Origin of the sequence: Cryptosporangium sp. NPDC048952 (assembly GCF_043197895.1) — a bacterium.
In the GTDB taxonomy this organism is placed as follows: domain Bacteria; phylum Actinomycetota; class Actinomycetes; order Mycobacteriales; family Cryptosporangiaceae; genus Cryptosporangium.
This window is the reverse complement of sequence record NZ_JBICTY010000004.1, coordinates 427,722-446,860: the sequence shown is the minus strand read 5'-3', so window position 1 is coordinate 446,860 and position 19,139 is coordinate 427,722. Positions and strand designations below refer to the sequence as shown.

Annotated in this window: 24 protein-coding genes and 1 pseudogene; 13 read left to right on the top strand and 12 right to left on the bottom strand. The window is 69.9% G+C overall.

What is annotated here, in order from left to right:
* Nucleotides 1–57: 57 nt before the first annotated feature.
* Entirely contained in the window at nucleotides 58–834 is a 777-nt protein-coding gene (locus tag ACGFY5_RS24670) for a class I SAM-dependent methyltransferase (RefSeq protein ID WP_392723255.1), read from the top strand.
* Between the two features lie 38 nt (nucleotides 835–872).
* Here the strand turns inward: ACGFY5_RS24670 and ACGFY5_RS24665 are convergent, their stop codons facing one another.
* Nucleotides 873–1,763 carry an aminoglycoside phosphotransferase family protein gene (locus tag ACGFY5_RS24665; RefSeq protein WP_392723253.1) on the bottom strand — a complete coding sequence of 297 codons (891 nt, stop codon included), beginning with the start codon at nucleotides 1,761–1,763 and terminating at the stop codon, nucleotides 873–875.
* A gap of 19 nt (nucleotides 1,764–1,782) precedes the next feature.
* Here ACGFY5_RS24665 and ACGFY5_RS24660 point away from each other — a divergent pair, with 19 nt between their 5' ends.
* Nucleotides 1,783–2,511: a class I SAM-dependent methyltransferase gene (locus ACGFY5_RS24660; RefSeq protein WP_392723251.1), complete on the top strand. Its 729-nt coding sequence runs from the start codon at nucleotides 1,783–1,785 to the stop codon at nucleotides 2,509–2,511.
* Here ACGFY5_RS24660 and ACGFY5_RS24655 read toward each other — a convergent pair.
* A complete protein-coding gene (locus tag ACGFY5_RS24655) occupies nucleotides 2,490–2,900 on the bottom strand; it encodes a GNAT family N-acetyltransferase (RefSeq protein WP_392723248.1) in 411 nt (136 codons plus the stop codon). The genes ACGFY5_RS24660 and ACGFY5_RS24655 overlap by 22 nt on opposite strands.
* Before the next feature lie 41 nt (nucleotides 2,901–2,941).
* Between ACGFY5_RS24655 and ACGFY5_RS24650 the strand changes: the two genes are divergently transcribed.
* Nucleotides 2,942–3,406, top strand: a complete 465-nt coding sequence (locus ACGFY5_RS24650) for a PQQ-binding-like beta-propeller repeat protein (protein WP_392723246.1) — start codon at nucleotides 2,942–2,944, stop codon at nucleotides 3,404–3,406.
* Here ACGFY5_RS24650 and ACGFY5_RS24645 read toward each other — a convergent pair.
* Entirely contained in the window at nucleotides 3,346–3,816 is a 471-nt protein-coding gene (locus ACGFY5_RS24645) for an MmcQ/YjbR family DNA-binding protein (protein WP_392723245.1), read from the bottom strand. The two genes, ACGFY5_RS24650 and ACGFY5_RS24645, sit on opposite strands and share 61 nt — an antisense overlap.
* Before the next feature lie 4 nt (nucleotides 3,817–3,820).
* Nucleotides 3,821–4,582, bottom strand: coding sequence for a DUF899 family protein (locus ACGFY5_RS24640; RefSeq protein WP_392723243.1), 762 nt, complete (start codon nucleotides 4,580–4,582; stop codon nucleotides 3,821–3,823).
* A 50-nt stretch (nucleotides 4,583–4,632) separates the two neighbouring features.
* Between ACGFY5_RS24640 and ACGFY5_RS24635 the strand changes: the two genes are divergently transcribed.
* A complete protein-coding gene (locus ACGFY5_RS24635) occupies nucleotides 4,633–5,250 on the top strand; it encodes a winged helix-turn-helix transcriptional regulator (protein ID WP_392723240.1) in 618 nt (205 codons plus the stop codon).
* Here the strand turns inward: ACGFY5_RS24635 and ACGFY5_RS24630 are convergent.
* Nucleotides 5,221–6,381 carry a Fic family protein gene (locus tag ACGFY5_RS24630; protein WP_392723238.1) on the bottom strand — a complete coding sequence of 387 codons (1,161 nt, stop codon included), beginning with the start codon at nucleotides 6,379–6,381 and terminating at the stop codon, nucleotides 5,221–5,223. The two genes, ACGFY5_RS24635 and ACGFY5_RS24630, sit on opposite strands and share 30 nt — an antisense overlap.
* Nucleotides 6,382–6,539: 158 nt before the next feature.
* Between ACGFY5_RS24630 and ACGFY5_RS24625 the strand changes: the two genes are divergently transcribed.
* Together ACGFY5_RS24625 and ACGFY5_RS24620 are read left to right on the top strand one after the other, a co-directional pair.
* The gene (locus tag ACGFY5_RS24625; RefSeq protein ID WP_392723237.1) at nucleotides 6,540–6,947 is read left to right on the top strand and encodes a hypothetical protein; all 408 of its coding nucleotides are present in this window, start codon (nucleotides 6,540–6,542) and stop codon (nucleotides 6,945–6,947) included.
* Nucleotides 6,944–7,348 (top strand): annotated as a pseudogene (locus ACGFY5_RS24620) (DUF3995 domain-containing protein); the annotation flags it as partial. The gene ACGFY5_RS24625 and the pseudogene ACGFY5_RS24620, both read left to right, overlap by 4 nt.
* 36 nt (nucleotides 7,349–7,384) lie before the next feature.
* Here ACGFY5_RS24620 and ACGFY5_RS24615 read toward each other — a convergent pair.
* The 4 genes from ACGFY5_RS24615 to ACGFY5_RS24600 are packed head-to-tail and all read right to left on the bottom strand — an operon-like array spanning nucleotide 7,385 to nucleotide 9,809.
* Nucleotides 7,385–7,975 carry a dihydrofolate reductase family protein gene (locus ACGFY5_RS24615; RefSeq protein WP_392723235.1) on the bottom strand — a complete coding sequence of 197 codons (591 nt, stop codon included), beginning with the start codon at nucleotides 7,973–7,975 and terminating at the stop codon, nucleotides 7,385–7,387.
* A gap of 44 nt (nucleotides 7,976–8,019) precedes the next feature.
* Nucleotides 8,020–8,844 carry a DUF6597 domain-containing transcriptional factor gene (locus tag ACGFY5_RS24610; protein ID WP_392723233.1) on the bottom strand — a complete coding sequence of 275 codons (825 nt, stop codon included), beginning with the start codon at nucleotides 8,842–8,844 and terminating at the stop codon, nucleotides 8,020–8,022.
* 4 nt (nucleotides 8,845–8,848) lie between these two features.
* Nucleotides 8,849–9,334, bottom strand: coding sequence for a GNAT family N-acetyltransferase (locus tag ACGFY5_RS24605; RefSeq protein WP_392723231.1), 486 nt, complete (start codon nucleotides 9,332–9,334; stop codon nucleotides 8,849–8,851).
* A complete protein-coding gene (locus tag ACGFY5_RS24600) occupies nucleotides 9,312–9,809 on the bottom strand; it encodes a DUF1990 family protein (RefSeq protein ID WP_392723229.1) in 498 nt (165 codons plus the stop codon). The genes ACGFY5_RS24605 and ACGFY5_RS24600 overlap by 23 nt, the downstream gene beginning before the upstream one ends.
* Nucleotides 9,810–9,825: 16 nt before the next feature.
* Between ACGFY5_RS24600 and tsaA the strand changes: the two genes are divergently transcribed.
* The 3 genes from tsaA (at nucleotide 9,826) to ACGFY5_RS24585 (ending at nucleotide 13,119) form a co-directional block, all read left to right on the top strand.
* The gene (tsaA, locus tag ACGFY5_RS24595) at nucleotides 9,826–10,218 is read left to right on the top strand and encodes a tRNA (N6-threonylcarbamoyladenosine(37)-N6)-methyltransferase TrmO (protein WP_392723227.1); all 393 of its coding nucleotides are present in this window, start codon (nucleotides 9,826–9,828) and stop codon (nucleotides 10,216–10,218) included.
* Nucleotides 10,219–10,670: 452 nt separating this feature from the next.
* A complete protein-coding gene (locus ACGFY5_RS24590; RefSeq protein ID WP_392723224.1) occupies nucleotides 10,671–11,456 on the top strand; it encodes an SAM-dependent methyltransferase in 786 nt (261 codons plus the stop codon).
* 313 nt (nucleotides 11,457–11,769) lie between these two features.
* The gene (locus ACGFY5_RS24585) at nucleotides 11,770–13,119 is read left to right on the top strand and encodes an ABC transporter substrate-binding protein (protein ID WP_392723222.1); all 1,350 of its coding nucleotides are present in this window, start codon (nucleotides 11,770–11,772) and stop codon (nucleotides 13,117–13,119) included.
* Here the strand turns inward: ACGFY5_RS24585 and ACGFY5_RS24580 are convergent.
* Nucleotides 13,106–14,332, bottom strand: coding sequence for an MFS transporter (locus tag ACGFY5_RS24580; protein WP_392723220.1), 1,227 nt, complete (start codon nucleotides 14,330–14,332; stop codon nucleotides 13,106–13,108). The two genes, ACGFY5_RS24585 and ACGFY5_RS24580, sit on opposite strands and share 14 nt — an antisense overlap.
* 91 nt (nucleotides 14,333–14,423) lie before the next feature.
* Here ACGFY5_RS24580 and ACGFY5_RS24575 point away from each other — a divergent pair, with 91 nt between their 5' ends.
* Together ACGFY5_RS24575 and ACGFY5_RS24570 are read left to right on the top strand one after the other, a co-directional pair.
* Complete coding sequence (locus tag ACGFY5_RS24575) at nucleotides 14,424–15,341, top strand: LysR family transcriptional regulator (RefSeq protein WP_392723218.1); 918 nt, start codon at nucleotides 14,424–14,426, stop codon at nucleotides 15,339–15,341.
* Nucleotides 15,342–15,403: 62 nt separating this feature from the next.
* On the top strand, nucleotides 15,404–16,108 hold the full coding sequence (locus ACGFY5_RS24570) for an HAD family hydrolase (protein ID WP_392723216.1): 705 nt from the start codon (nucleotides 15,404–15,406) through the stop codon (nucleotides 16,106–16,108).
* Here the strand turns inward: ACGFY5_RS24570 and ACGFY5_RS24565 are convergent.
* On the bottom strand, nucleotides 16,081–16,224 hold the full coding sequence (locus ACGFY5_RS24565) for a hypothetical protein (protein ID WP_392723214.1): 144 nt from the start codon (nucleotides 16,222–16,224) through the stop codon (nucleotides 16,081–16,083). The genes ACGFY5_RS24570 and ACGFY5_RS24565 overlap by 28 nt on opposite strands.
* Before the next feature lie 113 nt (nucleotides 16,225–16,337).
* Nucleotides 16,338–16,463, bottom strand: coding sequence for a hypothetical protein (locus ACGFY5_RS24560; RefSeq protein WP_392723212.1), 126 nt, complete (start codon nucleotides 16,461–16,463; stop codon nucleotides 16,338–16,340).
* Here ACGFY5_RS24560 and ACGFY5_RS24555 point away from each other — a divergent pair, their 5' ends adjacent.
* Both ACGFY5_RS24555 and rox read left to right on the top strand, forming a co-directional pair.
* Entirely contained in the window at nucleotides 16,464–16,889 is a 426-nt protein-coding gene (locus tag ACGFY5_RS24555) for a DUF1877 family protein (RefSeq protein ID WP_392723210.1), read from the top strand.
* Nucleotides 16,890–17,641: 752 nt separating this feature from the next.
* Nucleotides 17,642–19,075 (top strand): rifampin monooxygenase, encoded by a 1,434-nt coding sequence (gene rox, locus ACGFY5_RS24550; RefSeq protein ID WP_392723208.1) that lies wholly within the window; start codon nucleotides 17,642–17,644, stop codon nucleotides 19,073–19,075.
* The last annotated feature ends 64 nt before the right edge of the window (nucleotides 19,076–19,139 follow it).

Genomic DNA, 19,139 nt, shown 5'->3' with positions numbered 1-19,139 from the left:
TGCCGTGCCGCGATGCGTAACGCTTGCAAGTGGGCATGCGCCCACTATAGTGGGCACATGCCCACCTCGCCACATGAGCATCGTGCCGTCGCCGAGTCGTTCGGTGTCGACGTCGAGCGATACGACCGCACCCGACCGTCGTACCCCTCCGCGCTGATCTCGCGCGTGCTGGCCGAAAGTCCTGGTCGCGACGTGTTGGACGTCGGGTGCGGCACCGGGATCGTGGCGCGTCAGTTCCATGGGTGTTCGGTGCTGGGCGTCGAGCCAGATGCCCGCATGGCTGCGTTCACCCGGCGCTCCGGTATCGACGTGGAGGTGTCCACCTTCGAGGCTTGGGATGCTGCCGGGCGGCGGTTCGACGCGCTCGTGGCCGGCCAGACGTGGCACTGGGTCGACCCGGACGTCGGCGCGGCCAAAGCCGCGGAAGTCTTACGGCCCGGTGGTGTGCTCGCGTTGTTCTGGCACGTCTTCCAGGCGCCTCCGGCGGTCAACACTGCCTTTGTCGACGCCTATGAGCGCGCTGTTCCGGACTCGCCGATCGATCTCCGGGCGGAGGCCGCCCCGGAGCCGTACCGGCCGATTCTCGACCGGGCCGCGCAGGGACTCCGGGCCACCGGTGCGTTCGGTGAGTTCGACGAGTGGCACTACGAAGTGTCGCGGACGTACACGACGGCGCAGTGGCTTGATCTGTTGCCGACGCAGGGCACGCTGACGCGGGTTCCGGCCGAGGCGGTGGCCGACATCAGCGCCGCAGTCGGCGCGGCGATCGACGCCCTCGGCGGCCAGTTCACCCTCCCGTTCCACACCATCGCCCTGGCCACCCACCGCGTCTAACTGCGCCTGTCCACAGCGGCGACGCCCGGACCGCGCTCTCAGCCCTCGCTACCGATCCGCGCCAGGGTCCGGCGGCCTAGCCCGCTCATCGCCGGGTTGGTCGTCTCGTAGTACCAGACCAACCCCATGGCCTGCACGAACGCCCACGCCCGGCCGCGTTCCCACTCGTCCTCCGCGCTGCCCAGAATCGCGCGCAACACACCCCGAGGCCCCGGCTCCAGCAAGTGCCACGCCGCCACCAGATCGAGCGCCGGATCAGCCGGCCCGAGCCCACCCACATCGAGCACCCCGGCCAACCTTCCCCCGGCAACCAGCACGTTGCCGGGGATCAGGTCCCGGTGGCTCATCACGTCCGGCGCCGACCCCCGCGGCAACTCCCGCCACGAATCCCACAGCGTCCGCAGGACGTCCACGTCGAGCAGTCCTTCGCTGCGCTCGAAACACGTCTGCATCCATGCGTCCGAGTCGGACAACCGCCCGCCCCGCCCCGTGCCCGCGAAAAAACGGTCGCCGACGTCGATCGCCCGCACCTCGAGGATGAACGACGCCAGATCCTGCGCGAACGCGTCCGACGACCCGGCGTCGACGAGGAAGGCGGTCTCCCCCGGCACCCACGTCTGCACCGCCCACGGCAGCGGATAGCCGCATCCGGGCTCCCCGATCGCGACCGGCTCCGGCGTCGGGAACCGCGTCCGCCCGAGCAACTCCCCCGCGGCCCGCGCCTCCTGCCGCAGCCCGCGGAGCACCACGGCGGGGTCCCCGGGCTCCAGCGGGAACCGCAACGCGAGGGCAGGACCCAGGCGGAACAGCGCGTTCACGGTCCCGACGCTGTTCACCGCCGTCACCGGCAACGACGCCCACCGCGGGAACTGCCCGGCGACCAGACACTGCACGTCCGGCACGGAAATGGAGAGCTGACCAGGGTGCATTCGTGGCAGTCTTCCGCCCATGACCGATCCGAACGAGGTCTTTTGGCGCGCCCACACCGGCCTCCCGCGCGAGGCGCCGGGCTCGGACGCCACCACGCGGCTCCTGCTCCAGCTCGCCGGCCCACTACCGCCCCGACCCACCGTGCTCGACGTCGGCGCCGGCACCGGACCTGCGTCGGTGCTGCTGGCCCAGCTGACCGGGGGCCACGTCACCGCGGTCGACCTGCACGAGCCGTTCCTCGCCCAGGTCACCGAACGGGCCCGCGCGGCGAACGTCCACGTCGAGACGCTGAACGCGTCGATGGACACGCTCCCCGTCGAAAACGGGTCCGTCGATCTTCTCTGGGCGGAAGGCTCCGCGTACATCATGGGTTTCGACGCCGCGCTCGCCGCGTGGCGTCCGCTGCTGGCACCGTCCGGCGTCGTCGTGGTCACCGAGGCCGAGTGGTCGACCCCCGGCCCGGCGCCGGAAGCCCGCGCCTTCTGGGACGCCGATTACCCCGCGATGCGCACGATGGCCGGCAACGTCGCCGCGATCGAGCAGGCCGGCTGGGACATCCGGGCCGTCTACGCCCTGCCCGACTCCGACTGGGACAACTACTACGAGCCGCTCGCCGCGAACATCGAACGGCTCCGCGCGGAACACGTCCCGGACGAACTTCTCGCCGCGATCGGCGAAGAGATCGACATCCGCAACGCGCACGGCTCCGACTACGGCTACACCGGCTACGTGCTGGGCAAGCCCTGAACCCGGTGCATCACGGTCTGCTTCGTCGCCGAGAACCCGATCCCGGCGTACACGGGTTCCAGGCTCGGCGCACAGAACAGTGAGACGACCACGCCGTCGGGTAACGGCTCCAACAGGGCCCCCACGACCGCGCCGGCCACCCCGTGCCTCCGGAAGCGACGGTCCACGATGACGTCCTCGACGTACGCGCGATACACCCCGTCGGTGAGCAGCCGCGCAAAACCGACCACCCGGTCCGACGACCACGCGGCCACCGCGGGCCCACCCGCGATCGCCCGCGCCATCCCCTCGGGGGTGCGCTCCGGCCACCACCGCTCGACCGCGAACAACTCCAGCACCGCGCACGCGTCGATCGTCCGCTCCCGATGACTGTGCAGCGTGAGATCCACCGGGGCAACGTAGCCTGGCCGCGCGGCCCGGTGCCGGCGGGATGGGCCGCGTGTACCTGGGGTACTCGTCGGCCGGTCGGCGCGTCGTGTCCGGCGTCGTCCAATGGCGGGTGCGGCTCACCGCGGAGAGCCAGGGCGCGTACGGACGTCCGGTGGCGACGGGCGGTCGCGCGTTCCTCTCCGACCGGGACGCGCTGCACACCCTCGACAGCCGCACCGGCGCGAAAGGGTGGAGCATCCTGGTCGGCGAGGGCATCGCCGAGAGCGACTCACCGCAGATCCTCGGCAACCGCGGCTACCTGAGCGCCGTCGACGGCACGCTCTACGCGACGAAGGGCACGTACCGCGAACGCGCTGTCGTCGCCGGCGGCCTGTTCCACTTCGCCGACAACGACGGCGTGGTCTCGCTCGAGCGACCACCGGCACGGAGGTGCGGATCGGCCCTCTATCTCACGGTGTTCCGCGGCGGCCCGGCGCTGTGCTCCGTGGAACTCCCGTCACGCTGACTGTTCAGCCACGCTTCGGCGCGGCGGCTGGAGGCCTGGGCGAGCCAGGCGTCCTGCACGACCTCGGCGAGTTCGGCGCGGGTCAGCTCGCCGAGGCGGCTGGCCCGCAGGAGCACGGAGGGGTGCCCGTCGAAGTGCTTCGTGGTGAAGAACGGCTTCTTCGTGTCCTGGATCAGCGCCTGCTTGTCCCCCTCGGAGTCGACCCAGAACACGATGACGTCGGTGTAGCGCTCGCCGGTCTCGGGGTCGAAGGCGTCGGGCCGGGGCGTCCGGAAGAACACGAACGACTTGCTGCCCACCTGGTAGACCGGGTTGCCGCGCGTCCCCTCCTCGACCGTGACGTGCGGCATCGCTGACGCCAACTCGTGCACGTCCGCTAAGCGCGCGGGACGCTTCCCCTCGTCGGGCATGGCTTCACGGTAGTCGTTCTTCGTGGCAGTGGCCTCCCCCGACCGGGGTTGCGTTCGTCCCCAGGTCGTCGCTCCGGCCGGCGGCGAGGCGCGCCCACTGCGCCGTGGGCCGGCCGTCGAGCCGGAACTGGTCACCGTCGGTGCGGAAGCCCTGCGGCCAGCCGTTCGGCGAGTCTTCCCAGGTCTCCTGGCGGCCGTACACGGTCAGGTCGAGCAGACCGTAGGACGGTGCCATCGGTTCGACGCCCCGCCCGGTGGTCCAGTAGGTCTCGAACACGCGGTCGCCGTCGCGGAGGTAGCAGGCCTTCATGCCGAACGCGCGCCCGGCGACGAGCTCCCCGAGCGACGCCTCGGGTACCGCGTACCAGGGCACCTGCCAGCCCATGAAGTCGCGGTAGCGCGAGGATTCGTCGTACGGACCCTGGCAGAAGACCGCGAAGGTGACGTCCCGCGAGTGCAGGTAGGACAGTTCGAGGACCTGGCCGTTGAAGAACGTGCAGCCCTCGCACTGGTCGGCGGCCGCGCTGCCGGTGTGCCACATGTGGAACGAGGCGATGAGCTGGGTCCGGCCCTCGAAGGCGTCGAGCAGGGACACGGGGCCGTTCGCGCCGATCAGCGAGGTGGCGGCAGCCACTTCGACCATCGGTAGCCGCCGCCGTGCCGCTGCGATGGCGTCGCCTTCGCGGGTGTGTGCTTTTTCGCGGTTCCGCAGTGTTTCCAGCTGCTTCTGCCAGGTCTCGCGGTCGGTGATCGAGGGTGTGGGCATCGCTCCTCCTCCGGCCATTTACTATGAGGCTAATAGCAACGGAGGCTTCGATGCCAGTACAGCGTGGCTACCGGCAGGCGTGCGGGGTCGCGCGTGGCCTCGACATCGTGGGTGAGCGGTGGTCGCTGCTCGTGGTGCGTGAGCTTCTGCTGGGACCGAAGCGGTTCACCGACCTCCAGCAGGCGCTGCCCACGGCCAGCCCGAACGCGCTCTCCGACCGTCTCCGCGAACTCACCGACGCCGGTGTCGTCCATCGCGGACGGCGCTACGAACTGACGCCGTGGGGCCGCGAACTCGAGCCGATCGTGATCGCGCTGGGGACGTGGGCGCTCGCGAGTCCGCCGACCGCGGAGCAGGTGTTCGTGAGTGCGGACAGCGTCATGCTGGCGATCCGGACGTATTTCCGGCCGAGCCCTGACCGGCCCGCGACGACGCTGCGGATCGAACTCCGCGACCACGGGCCAGCCGGAACGTTCGGTGTCCACCTGACGCCGAGCGGCGCCGAACTCTCCCACACCCCACCCGCCGCCCCTGACGCCGTCCTCACCACCACGACGCCGGCTTTCCTGACCGCCCTGGGCCGGCCCACCCCACCCCCGACCGCCACCATCACCGGCGACCCAGCCGCCGTGAGCCACCTACTCCGCTCCGTCCACTTCCCGGGCTGACCGGTACGGGTCGCTGAGGGTCATCGGGGTCCGAGCGATCTCCAGCGCGGTTTCCGGGAACCGGGGGCCCGCCGTGTAGTACCGGGCCCGGGTTCGGCCAACCGGTTCCAGCACTTGAGCGGTCGTGAGGTCGCGGAGGTCGCGTTGCGCCTGCTGCAGGCTCAGGCCCTCGGACTGTTCATACCGCGAGCGGCGGACGCGGCCGGCCATCGCCACGTCGTGCAACGCGGACATCATCCGCTCGTCCAGACCCGCGTTCCCGGCGAAGTCGGCGAGAGCGGTCCAGACGCGACCGGAGCGGTCGAGCCGTCCGTGGACGGTCTGTGACTGCTGGTGATAGGCGGTCAGGTTGAAGCGGATCCAACCGGAGACGTCCTGGTCGGGGAGGTAGGTCGCGCCGCGGTCGTTGAGCTCGCGGTAGTACTCCCACGTGTTGCCGGGCCGTCCGAGCCACGCCTCGATGGACGACAGCTCCGGGGCCAAGGCGCCTTCGCGCGCGATCATGAGCGTCTGCAGCGACCGGGACATCCGGCCGTTGCCGTCGGCCCAGGGGTGGATCGACACGAGGTGCAGATGGGCCATCGCGGCGCGCACCAGCGGGTGATCGTCGCTGGGGGCGTTGAGCCAGTCGACGAGTTCTTCCATCAGCGCGGGGACGGCGTCCGCGTCGGGCGCCGTGTAGGCGGCGATGCTCGCGTCGCGGGCGTCGGTGACGTAGACCGGTCCGCGCCGCCATTGCCCGGCCGGCTTGCGCGCCGCGTGTCGATGTCCCTGCAGCATCCAGTGCAGCGCGTTGAGCAGTCCTTTGCTGTAGGTGAAGTCCGGGAAGTCGTGGAGTGACTGGATGTAGGTCATCATCTGCTGGTAGGCGAGGGTCTCCGCGCGGTTCTCGTCGGAGACCTCGACGTCACGCTCGCCGTCGAGCAGGTCTTCGACGTCGATGGTCGAGACCTTGAACCCCTCGATGGAGTTCGACGCAGCGACCGCATCTGCCGTCAAGAACTTGCGCAGCCCGTCTGTCCATTTTGATGGCGTGGTCTGCATCTGGCGCCGTAGCGCATCGCGCATCGCGTCGATGTTCGCGAGTACTCGCACATCGGCGGAACCGAGCGCTGGCGTCGGGAAGAGCATGAGTTGACGATATATTGACGTAGTCAATACGTCAATTCGCAGGTTAGCCGTTCGAAGGGCGAGAGCTAGTCCGAAGACTCTCGGGTTAGACCGGAGGCGGACGCGGGTGGAGTGGTGGGCGCCGCATTCTGGCGGCACCACTCGTCCAGGAGGCACTCATGGCAAACGCGTTGCTCCAGCGCACGGCGTGGACCGCACCCGCGTACCTGTCCGCCGCCGGCCTGCTGGTCTACTCCGTGCAGAAGGCCTACTACGCCACCCAGGGCCGCCTCGGCATCCCCGGCGGCGACCACGTCCCCGCCGCGGCCTACGAGCAGCTGGGTCACGTCGCGCTCCGGCAGTGGACCCTTGCGTCCCTCGGCCTGCTGGGTGCGGCCCTCGCCGTCAGTACGGTGTTCGCCCGCCGCCGGCTGCTCCTCATCCCGCTGTGGGTGGCACTGCTGCCGATGCTCGCCGGCGCGCCGTACCTGATCGCGGCCGGGTCCGCCGGGCTCTGGCGTGGAGCCGCGGTGACCCTGCTCTGGCTGGCGATGACGCTGTCCTACCAGGTCCGGTCCCGGCGATGAACCGCCCCGCCGCTGCGGCGCTGACCTGCACCGCCGCCTACGGCACCCTCAAACTCTTCTGGGCGCTCGGCGGCACGTTCGGCCTGCGCCAGGTGCCGCTCCCGCCGGACGCGATCCGCGATGCGCTCGACCGCACCCCCGAGGCCGTGCTCGGCCACTGGCTCAGCGTCGCGGCTGCCGTGCTCGGTGTGGGCGCCGCGCTCCTACTGATGCGCGCGGCGCCCAGCCGCCCGATCCGCCGCTTGATTGGCGTCCCCCTGATGCTTTTGGCGGTGGTATTGATCCTTCGGTCGACGCTCCAGCCGATCGGCGACGTCCAGCGCCTCCTCGCCGGCGTTTCGCCCGAGGCGGCGGCCACGGCCCGGTGGGACCTGCTGGTGTGGTCGCCGTTCTTCCTGCTGTGGGGTGTCAGCTGGGCGCTGGCGGTGCGCAGCTTTTCAGCGTCGCACCGGGTATTTGAGGTGCAGCACCCGAGCGCCCTGGATCACCACGTCGGGGTCCTCCAGCAGGAGCTGGCCGTCGATCCGGCCGAAGTAGCGTTTGCCGGATCCGAACACCACGGGGACGACGTCCATCGCGACCTCGTCGATAAGGCCGGCGGCGAGGATCTGGCTGCCGACGTCACCGGCGTTGACGCTGATCGTGCGGTCGCCGGCGAGTTTCTGCGCGGTCTCGATCGCGGCGGTCACGTCGCTGACGAAGTGGTACGGCGCCTCGGGGTACCAGCCCTCGGGCTTGGGACGGTGCGACACGACGACGACGTGGTCACCGGCGGGCGGATGCCCCTTCCAACCGTTGACCAGGTCGAACAGGTGCCGACCCATCACGATCACGCCGATCGACTCCCACATCGGCCGGACGTACGCCGCCGAGGCGCGTGAGACCCGGAACCGGAGGTCGCTTTCCAGACCGTCGACGAGCGGCGTGTCGCCGCTGAAGTACCAGTCGTGCAGCGGCCCGACGTCGTCGTTCGAGTCGGCGATGAAACCGTCGACCGAGACCACGTGGTGCATGAGAACTCTGCCCATGGACACCATCCTGCGTCCTGGACGACGTCCGGTCTTGTACAAAATCACTCGACCGGGATCGGCGGGAACTCCTGGTCGGCGGGGAAGCGGCGTCGCAGGGTGAGGTATTCGGTCGGGGTGTGGCCGGTGAAGTCCTTGAATTCCTTGCTGAAGTGCGCCTGGTCGTAGTAGCCCGCCGAGGACGCGAGGGTGCTCCAGTCGATCGGCCGGGTGGCGTCGATCGAAAGGATCAGTTCGGCGAAGCGGTAGATCCGGGCCACGCGCTTGGGCGTGATGCCGACGTGGGACTTGAACTGCGTGGCCAAGTGCGTGGCGCTGACCCCGACCGCGTCGGTGAGCGCGGCGACGGGCATCGCGCCCGACGACGTCGCGAGCCGCCGGCCGGCGTACTGCACCAGGTCGATGCCTCGGGACGGGCTCAGCCGTGACCGCAGTTCGTCCTCCAGGATGCGGAGCATCCCGGCCGGTGTGGTGGTCTCACCGACCTGGTTGCGGATCCGGTCCAACGACCGTTTCCAGACGACGTCGACCGGCACCCAACGGTTGTGCAGTTCGGTCGCGGGCAGGTCGGCGAACGGGGACATGCCCCAGGGCTTGAAGTGCACGCCGACGAGGCGCACCCGCGCGGGGAACTCCACGCGGAAGCGCCGGGTCCACATGCCCATGAACCACCCGTCGGCGAACAGCGCCGGGGGGACCACGGGGTCGGAGTCGCACAGCAGGACGGGGTCGCCGAGGTTCACGAACAGGTGCGTCGAGGGCATCGGCGGCACGTTCATCCGCCGTTGGGGCGGCACCCCGGTCAGGCAGTACAGGTCGTCGACGAACTCGTCGAGCGGTGGGGCGGGCACTCGGCCGACGTAGTCCACAGCGTCAGAACTCGCAGTACATCAGGTGCAGGCCGACGCGGCCGAGAGTCGGATGGGCGAACGCACGCGGCACCGTGCCCAGGATCGCGAAGCCCTGCCGCCCGTAGAGCTCGACCGCTGAGCGGTTCGTCTCGACCACCGCGTTGAACTGCATCCCCGCGTACCCCCCGCTCCGGGCCCAGCGCAGCGCGAACTCGCACAGCGCCGTGCCGACGCCCCGGCCGCGGGCGTCCGCGGCCACCATGAAGCTCGCGGTGGCGACGTGCGAGCCCGGTCCGGGCCGGTTGGGTCCCATCTTCGCCGAACCGAGTACGCGGTGTCCCTCGACCGCGACGACCGTCGATCCGGGCGGCCTTTCGACCCAGATCTGGCGGCCCGTCTCCTCGGACATCTCCGGGTCGTACGGGAAGGTCTCTCCTGCCCGGACGACCTCGCGGATGATCGGCCACACCCGCGGCCAGTCGGCCTCATCGAACTCCCGGATCCGCATCCGCCGCCTCCTCCCGCAGCGCACGCAGATAGCGACGCGTGATCAGGCGCTGGTAGTAGCGGGTCACCGGCGTTCCGACGCGCGCGTACCACGCGCCGGGGCGCACGAAGCCGCTGATCGTGAGCATCACCGATTCGCCGCGCTCGATCAGGAAGCGCTCCTCGCCCTGCTCGGGGTGCCCGCGGAGCGTGCCGTAGGTCAGCCAGGCCCGGTCGGGCCCGGTGACCTTCTCGAGCACGCGCACCGGGGCGACGAGCACGACCGGGCCCACCCGCAGCCGCTGCACGAGCACGTCTCCCCGTGCTTCGAGCCGGACCCCCGACCGTTCGTGCATCCGCCACGACAGCAGATCGTCCACGGCGACCTCGAAGTGCTCCGGGCCGCCGAGCCTCGCCCGGTACGCGAAATGCTCGTACCCCGGCGGACGCTCACCGCGACTGACCGCACCCACATCCGGATAATTGAACGCCTCCATCGGCCAAGCTTCACCCATGACCTACGAACTCCGCCCCATCGGCACCGTCGAGTCGCCCCTCACCGACCCGGCGAACGCGCCGAAGCAGGGCGGGCCAGAGGCCTGGCTCGTGTTCGACGCCGAGTTCGCCGAGGGCCTGCGGGACCTGCGCACCGGCGACGACGTGTTCGTCGTCACCTGGCTGCACCGCGCCGACCGTTCGCAGCTCGTCGTGCATCCTCGCGACGACCCGCGCAACCCGTTGACCGGCGTCTTCAGCACCCGCTCCGCCGATCGGCCGAACCCGGTCGGCCTGCACCGGGTGCGGGTGCTCGCGGTCGACGGGCTCCGCGTCCGCGTTGCCGGCCTCGAGGCCGTCGACGGAACCCCGATCGTCGACGTCAAACCGGTGTTGGACGCGAGCCGCTAGCGGAGACGCGCGCGTACCGGCCCGCGCGAATGGCCTGGCCGAGCGCGCCGATCAATCCGTCGAGTAGTCCGGCGGTGCGCAGGTACGTCCGGTACGCGTCGTCGTCGAGCACCCGCGCCTCGACCCGTTCGCCGGTCCGTTCGCTCAGCAGCGCGGCCGAGCACCTCCGGCGGCCCGTCCGCCCCGACCAGCGACGTGTAGACGATCTGCCCGACGCCCGCCGCCACCGCCGTTGAGGTGCTCACTCCGCTCCTGCACTGGTCGATCGCGCACGACGAGCACGTCCGGACGTCCCGCCAGGCCTACGACGAGGCCCGGCCGTAGGGGCGGAAGGTGGCCGAATGGACTGCCCGGATCTCGTACTTCGGTACTGACCCGACACCAGGGTGGTGGCCTGCCCATACGGGACGCCATATGTTCTAGGTGCGGATCCACTATGGAGACGGGACTGAATGGCGAGCCGTGAGCTTCGAACGGACATTCCGCACGTCGCGCGGGTGTACGACGCCCTCCTCGGCGGCAACACGAATTTCCCGGTGGACCGGGCCGCCGCCGAACAGATCCTGATGCACTTCCCCACCGCCGGCGCGGTCGCCCACGCGAACCGTGCCTTCCTCACCCGCACGGTCAGCTATCTGGCCGCCGAGCACGGCATCCGGCAGTTCCTCGACATCGGCACCGGTATCCCCACCTCCCCCAACCTCCACGAGGTCGCCCAGGCGGTGGCGCCCGAGTGCCGCGTCGTCTACGCCGACAACGACCCACTCGTGCTCGCACACGCCCGCGCACTGCTCCACAGCACCCGCCAGGGACGCACGGCCTACCTCGAGGCCGACCTGCAGGACCCGGCGACGATCCTCGGCGCGCCGGAGGTGATCGGCACGCTCGACCTGACCCGGCCGGTCGCCCTCTCCCTGCTCGCCATCCTGCACTTCCTCCCCGACAGTTCCGACCCTTACCACCTCGTGGCGACGCTCGTCGACGCGCTCCCGCCCGGCAGTGCACTCACGATCACGCACGGAACGACGGACTTCCTGCCCGAACAGGGCCGCCGCGCCGGGGACGTGTTCAACCAGCGGGGCATCGACACTGCAGACCGGTGCCACGAAGACATACTGCGCTTTTTCGACGGTCTGGAGCTCGTCGAGCCGGGCGTCGTCACCGTGACCGACTGGCGTCCTCCGGGCCCTGATCACGAGCCGACCCCGCTCTACGGGGGCATCGCGCTCAAAAATTAATTACCGCCGACTTCCGGCGCGCCCACGCTCACGAAGAGTTGGGACCCCGGGATCACCGACGGACAAACCGGCGATTCCTTCGTGACCGTGCGTGACACCGCCCATACCGACGTCCACATGCACCCCTCACGAAACGTGCAACTCAAACTGCACAGTTGCGTCCGAGATCTTGTTGGGGAATTGCAGATGAGCATAATCCCATCCATCTCTGGCATCTGCTGTCCGTCTGTCAACTCATGTCCGATCTGCCACTCGGATCACACGAACTAGCCACCTCCGGCGTTTCCGGGAACTCCACCAAGAGGTCAAAGCAATGAGGCCCTACCTCCATGGCCGGCGCAGACTCCGCGGCCGCCGACGGACGATGGTCAGCCTGGCCACCGCCGTCAGCGCCGCGGTGCTGCTGTCCGCGTGCAACGGAGCGATGTCCAGCAGCGACCGCAAAGACGCCGCCGCCGGTTACGACAAGAAGGCCGACGTCACGCTGACGTGGTGGACCGGCCAGACCCCCGAGGCGCAGAAGACGGCCGAGCAGCTGGCCCAGCAGTACCACCAGGCCCACCCGAACGTGACGATCAAAACGTCGCAGGGCGCCGACACCGCCGACGAGCTGCTGCCGAAAATCACCGCCGGCTACCAGGACGGCAGCTACCCGGACGTCTCCTACGCCTACGGCAGCTGGGCGGGTCAGCTGGCCGCCGGCGGTCACACCCAGGACCTCACCGACTACGTCCAGAAGCCGGACTTCGGTTGGGAGGACTTCCCGGGCGCCGCGCAGCGCACCGCCACGTCCAACGGCATCGTGATGGGCATCCCGGCGCTGGTCGACAACCTCGCGCTCATCTACAACAAGAAGATCTTCGACGACGCCGGCGTGGGCTACCCGACCGACAACTGGACGTGGGACCAGTTCCGCACCGCCGCGAAGAAGCTCACCGACCAGGAGAAGGGCGTCTGGGGCACCGCCTACTCGGTGGCCGGCGGCGAGGACACCACGTGGCACCTGTGGCCGCTGCTGTGGCAGCGCGGCGGGGCGATCCTGAGCGGCAAGAGGCCGGCGTTCAACAGCGCCGAGGGCGTCGCGGCGCTCGAGACGCTGCGCGCGATCGCTGTCGACGACAAGTCGATGTGGCTGGACCCGACCGACGAGAAGTACGGCGCGATGTTCCGCGACGGCAAGATCGGCATGATGATGTCCGGCCCGTGGGAGCTGCTCGAACTCGCCCAGACCAACGTCAAGTACGGCGTGGTGCAGTTGCCCGGCTTCAAGGGCGACCACCAGACGGTGTCCGGCCCCGACCTGTGGGTGCTCTTCGACCACGACGACGCCGACCGGGCCGGTGCGTCGCGGGACTTCGTCAAGTGGCTGACCAGCAAAGACATCGACGCGAAGTGGAATCTCGCGATCGGCAACCTGCCGGTGCGCGACATCGAGCAGTTCACCCCGCAGTTCTTCGCGTACACGCAGGAGTACCCCGGCGGGCGTGAGTTCTTCGAGAACCTGGAGAACGCGCGCCAGTCCCGCCCGACAGTGACCGGGTACGACGACATGTCCCGCAACGTCGGTGAGGCGATCGCCTCGGTGCTGCAGGGCAAGAGCAAACCGAAAGAGGCCCTCGACCTGGCCGCCGCGAAGTCCGTCGGCCCGCTCAGCGGGTCGTAGCAGGCACTGCTGCTGCCCCGAGCGGGATGCGCCGGGGCAGCAGCAGCGGGCTCGCGAGGATCAGCACTCCCGCGACGGTGATCGCGGTCCGCGGGCTCGTGAGGTCGGCGAGCAGCCCACCGAGCGCGCTCAGCACCGCGATCGCGGCGCTGCTGCTGATCGACCAGGCCGCCAGCGTGCGGGCGACCCGCTCGGGCGGCGTCTGTTCGAGCCGGTAGGTGGCCAGTACCGGGGTGTACAAGCTCATGCCGACGATGATCGCGAGCTCGACGCCGATCACGGTCACCAGCCCGACGACACCGGGTCCGACGAAAGCGAGCCCGATCAGCCAGATCGCGCGCAGCGTGCCGACCACCCGGATGACCCGCTGGCGACCGAAGCGCGCCAGGGCACGGGGCGCCAGCCGCGAACCGATCAGCCCGCCGACGCACGGCGCGGCGAAGGCGAGCCCGTACTGCCAGGGCGCGAACCCGAGTTCGCCGAGCAGGAGCACGGCCAGGAGGGGTTCGGTGGCCATGATCAGCCCGGCGACGAGCAGCTGGTTGAGGAACAGCGGACGTAGGCCGGGGTGTGTCAGCACATGCTTCCATCCGTCGACCAGCTCGGCCGCTGTCGTTCGGCGCCTCTCCCGACGGGGCCGCCGATCCGGGTGCCGCATCGCGCCGAGCGCCAGCGCGGACGCCAGGTAGCTCAGCGCGTCGGCGACGACGGTGGTCACCGGCCCGAACAGGCCGATCGCCGCCCCGCCCAGCGGTGGACCGACGGCGATCGAGCCCCACGTCGTCGACTCGAACCGGGAGTTGGCCACGATCAGGTCGCCCGGCGCCACCACCGCCCGCAGGTACGCGCCGCTGGCCGCGGTGAACGTGATCTTCGCTGCCGCGACCACCACCGACACCACCAGCAGCTGCCCGAAGCTCAGCCACCCGAGCAGGTAGCACACCGGCACGCTGAGCAACGTCGCGAACCGCACCAGGTCCGTCGCGATCATCACCGGACGCTTGCGCCGGAACTCCACCCACGGCCCCAGCGGCACCGCGACCAGCGCCCCCACGGCCGGCCCGACCGCCGCCAGCGCCGACACCTGCCCCGGGTTCGCGTGCAACACCAGGACGGCGAGCACCGGGAACGCGCCGAACGCCAGCCCCGAGCCGTACGCGCTGACCGCGTACGACGCCCACAACCACCGGAACTCCCGCCCCAACGACCTCATGCGGCCACCCTCGGTGAGCGGGTGGCGTCCGATCAAACAACGCGATCGTCCGCGAGTCACAACGCCGTGTTGTGCGTATACGGTCTGCGTCGTGGATCTCGACGCCGTGCGCACGTTCGTCGCCGCCGCGGACACCGGCCAGTTCCAGGAAGCGGCCGCTGACCTGTCGATCACCCAGCAGGGCGTCTCGCGTCGCATCGCGGCGCTGGAGAAGGACCTGGACGTGCGGCTGTTCGCCCGGACCCCGCGCGGTGTGCAGCTCACCGTCGACGGCCGGGCGTTCCTGCCGCACGCCCGCGAGCTGCTACGGGTGGCCGACCGCGCCGACGCGTCCGTGCGCCCCGGCCGCCGCGCGCTGCGCGTCGACGTCGTCAGCCGGCGGGTGGCGGCGGCGACGCACCTGCAGGAGTTCTACCGACTGCATCCGGACGTCGGTCTGGACGTCGTGACGCTCGTCGCCGACGTGCACACCGCGGTCGCAGCCGTCGAAGCTGGCACGATCGACGCCACGTTCCACGCCGTACCACCGCGCGCGCTGCCGACCGGCATCCTCTCGCGGCGGGTGATCGACGACGCGCACCAGCTCCTCGTCGGCCCGCTGCACCCGTTGGCCGGCGCCCCCTCGGTGACGCTCGCGGAACTGGCCGCGCACCGCATCTGGATGGCGGGCATGGCCGCTGGCACCGAGTGGTCGGCGTACTACGACGAGCTGGCCGCCGCATTCGGGCTCACGATCGACCGGGACGGCCCGGTCTTCGGCTACGAGGCCCAGATCGCCGACATCGCCGAGTCACCGACGCTGGCCACCCTGGTCGGCGAAGGCTCGCGCTACCTGTGGCCGGACCGCTACGACCTGCGCCGGATCCCGGTGTGCGATCCGACGCCGGTCTACCCGATGTCGCTGATCTGGCGCGAGGACAACCGCCACCCCGCCCTCGCCGAACTGCGCAACCATTTCGACGGCAGCCACCTGGCCTCCGCCGACGTCTGGCTACCGAGCTGGGTGTAGGGGCACAGGTGCTCGATCATCGCGGTATGACGCCCCCTGCGCCGCCTCGACGGGACCCGCGCATGACCCTCACCGCCGCCCTGTTCGACCTCGACGGAACCCTCTTCGACCACCACGGCTCCGCGGTCGCAGGTCTCCGCACCTGGCTGGGTCGGTCCCTCACCGACGAGCTCGTCGACCTCTGGTTCGCCGCCGAGGCGGAGCACTACCAGGCCTGGCTCGACGGCACGGTCACGCACGCCGAACAGCGCCGTCGCCGGCTGCGAGCGTTCCTCCCCGCGCTGGGCACGCCGGTCCCGGCCACGGACGCCGAACTCGACACGCTCTACGCCGACGGCTACCTCGCCGCCTACCGGCAGGCGTGGTGCGGTTACGACGACGAGGTCGCCACGCTCACCGCGCTGCGCGACGCCGGTCTGCGCACCGGCGTCCTGACCAACGGCACCGCCGCACAGCAGAACGCCAAGGTCCGGGCGCTCGGGCTCGCCCACCTGCTCGACGTCGTCGTGAGCGCGGACGAGCTGGGCGCCGCCAAACCGGACCCGCGCGCGTTCCACGAGGCGTGCCGGCGCCTGGGCTCGGAACCCGAGGAGACCGTCTACGTCGGCGACGACCACGTGGTCGACGTCCTCGGCGCGCAGGCCGCCGGCCTGCGCGCCGTCCACATCGTCCGAACCCCCGGAGCGACCGCCACCGACGGCCAGATCCTCACCCTGCACGACCTCCCGGCCTACCTGGATCAGCGGCCGGTGAAGCCGTCCCAGTAGTCCTTCGAGCGGCCCTTGTAGCCCCGAGCGGAGCGACGGCGCCGCGACGTGTCACAGCCGTAGTCCCAGGTGTTGTCGTAGCGGAATTCGCAGTCGCAGTTGGCGTGGCAGCTCATCGTCGTCTCCTATCTCAGGTAGTCCCCCGTCGCTGGTCCGTTCAGTGTTCACGCGTCACCAGACGAAAACCGTTCCGCCCGCAACGGTGGCACTGTTCGCGGGCCGACACAGGCTAGGTCCGGAGCGACGCGAGGTCCCGCTCGGCGTAGAGGCGGTGCTGCCACTCCTCGATCAGGATCGTGCTCAGGCACTCGGCCACCGGGTAGCTGCCGGCGTTCGCCTTGGCATGATCGCGCACATGCTGGGTGTGCACTTCGCCATCACGTCGGCGCAGGCGTCGGCGTTGCTCGCTGCCGCGGGCGACGACGAGGAGGTCGGGGAGTTCCTCGAGGAGCTCGAGGAGTCCTGGGCCGAGGACGAGCTGAAGGTCGACACCGACCAGGCGTGGAAGGCGATCGACCGGTGCCTCGCCCGGAGCGGCTATCCGTTGTCGCACGCGGTGCTCGGCGGTGATCACCTGCACGGGGACTACTACGTGGTGTACGTCGAGCCTGCCGAGGTGCAGGACGTGGCCACGGCGTTGCTGTCGCTCGATGAGTTGTGGCTACGCGCCCGGCTCGACACCGACGACTTCGACTACGTCTGGCCCCACTTCTCCGACGTGCGAGCCTTCTACCAACGAGCCGCCGCCTCCGGCCGCGCCGTCCTCTTCACCGCTACCTGACCGGGCCGTCGTAGTAGCCCGGAGCGGCGAGCAGCGCGGACCCGAACGGACCGGACGGGTCCTCCACCGTAGAAGCGAGCAGCAGGTCCGGAGCGACCACCGCGAAGTCGTCGAACTCCAGCCCGGTCAGCGCTTGGACGCGCTCGGGCCGATGAGCTCGATCGCGTGGATCCGGCCGTGCACGTCCGCCCCGAGCGAGATCGAGACAGTCCTTTCTGGACCAGAGTCGATCTGCTGTCGTGGGAACAGCAGCGAAAAGCCTATGGTCCGGAATGGACTGACGTGCGCAGGGTGCCGATCGCGGTGGCGGCTGCGGTTCCCATCGCCGCGTTGATCGTGGCGTCGTCCGCACCCTGCCGGGCGCGATCTGCACCTTCACCACCGACGCCGGTGCCATTGTTCGTCCGGCGCGATAGTGGATTGTGTCTGGGCTTGTTATTCCAGCGACGTACAAGGCACCCTCGCACCCGGCCCGTCCGAAGATCTCGTCCATCTGCATCGTGCCGTCCGCGGGAAGATTCTCCCGGCCGGCACGGCGCTGCTCACCACGCACCTCGACCGCTTCCCCGCCTGGCGGTTCCTCTCCGGAACCTGCACCGACGAGGTGGTGCTGGGTACCGCAGGCACCCCACGCTGTTCTGACTAACCCCCACTTCAACATATAAGGCATGGGGAGGCTTGCCACAAGCCCCGGGTCAAGGCGCAGAATCGCCGACCGTAAGCAGATCACCTGCAGGAACGGGGATTTCCTCATGATCGACGTCATCATTGCCGGCGGCGGACCGACCGGCATGATGCTCGCGAGTGAGCTACGACTGCACGGCGTCCACACCGTCGTGCTGGAGAAGGAGATCGAACCCAGCAAGGTCGTCCGATCGCTCGGACTGCACGTCCGCAGCATCGAGGTGATGGACCAGCGCGGGCTGCTCGAGCGGTTCCTCGCGGTCGGCACGCAGTACCCGAAGATGGGCGGCTCGTTCGCCGGCATCGACAAGCCATGGCCCGACCAGATGGACACCGCGCACGGTTACACCCTCGGCCTGCCCCAGCCGGTCACCGACCGTCTGCTCACCGAGCGCGCCACCGAACTCGGCGCCGAGATCCGGCGCGGCGCCGAACTCACCGCCCTGAGCCAGGACCACCACGAAGTCACCGCCACCCTGAACGACGGCACGACGATCAAAGCCCGCTACCTCGTCGGCAGCGACGGCGGCCGCAGCACCGTCCGCAAACTGCTGAACATCCCCTTCCCCGGCGAACCCCCCACCGTCGAGGCCCTCCTCGGCGAGATGGAAGTGACAGCGGACCCGCAGTTCATCACCGAAACGGTCATCGAACTCCGCAAGACCGAAAAGCTGTTCGGACTCGGCCCCATCGGCGACGGCGCCTACCGCGTGCTCGCCCCGGCCGCGAGCGTCGCCGAGGACCGGACCGTCCCCCCGACGCTCGACGACTTCAAGCAGCGGCTCACCCAGGTCGCCGGCACGGACTTCGGGGTGCACTCCCCGCGCTGGATGTCCCGCTTCGGCGACGCCACCCGGCTCGCCGACCACTACCGCGCGGGCCGGGTCTTCCTCGCCGGCGACGCAGCGCACGTCCATCCACCGGTCGGCGGCCAGGGTCTCAACCTCGGCGTTCAGGACGCGTTCAACCTGGGCTGGAAGCTCGCGGCCGCAGTTGGTGGTTGGGCACCGGAAACCCTGCTCGACACCTACGAGGCGGAGCGGCGCCCGGTGGCCGCGGACGTCCTGAACCTCACCCGCGCCCAGATGCTCCTGCTGTCCAACGACCCCGGCCCGCAGGCCGTCCGCACCCTGCTCTCGCAGATCATGAACTTCGCGGAGGTGCACCGGTTCCTGATCGAGAAGGGCATCGGCACCGGCATCCGCTACGACTTCGGTGACGGCCCCGAGCTGCTCGGACGGCGCTTGCGTGACGTCAATCTGAAGGGCGGTCGCCTGTACGAGCGCATGCACGAAGGCCGCGGCCTGTTGCTCGACCAGACCGGCCGGCTCTCGGTCGAGGGCTGGTCCGACCGTGTCGACCTCGTCGCCGACGTCAGCGAGGAGCTCGACGCGCCCGCCGTGCTCCTCCGCCCCGACGGCCACGTCGCGTGGATCGGCGACGACCAGGACGATCTCGACGCCCACCTCCCCCGCTGGTTCGGCGCGCCCGAAGCGGCCTGATCGCCGCGTACCCGACGCGTCCGGCCGTCCCGCCCTAACGCCGCAACGTGGAGATATAGGCGTC